A 331-nucleotide genomic window follows, 5' to 3' on the forward strand; every position below is an offset into this window, starting at 1 on the left:
GCTGCTGATGGCGGGGACGCTGAAGGCGGAGGCGACGCTCGCCGCCGCCAATCTGGTCTTCCTGCTGCTGCTGGTCGGCGGCGGGGTGATCGTGCCGCTGGACAGGTTCCCGGGCGCGGTGCAGTCGGTGCTGGGCCTGCTGCCCGTGTCGGCGCTCTCGGAGGGGCTGCGGGACGTCCTCCAGCACGGCGCGCCGATGCCGTGGGCCCAGGCCGGGATCCTCGCGGTGTGGGCGGCGCTGGGACTCGGCGCGGCGGCGAAGTTCTTCCGCTGGGAGTAGCGCGCGACGGCCGGGATCTTCACGGGCAAGCCGCCACGAAACACCCCCTCG

General features: G+C 74.0%; 1 pseudogene. It reads left to right on the plus strand.

What is annotated here, in order from left to right:
• Positions 1-280 (plus strand): annotated as a pseudogene (locus BCY78_RS24375) (hypothetical protein); the annotation flags it as partial.
• Positions 281-331: the final 51 nt, after the last annotated feature.

The organism is Pararhodobacter sp. CCB-MM2, assembly GCF_001691415.1.
Classification (GTDB): Bacteria; Pseudomonadota; Alphaproteobacteria; order Rhodobacterales; family Rhodobacteraceae; genus Pararhodobacter.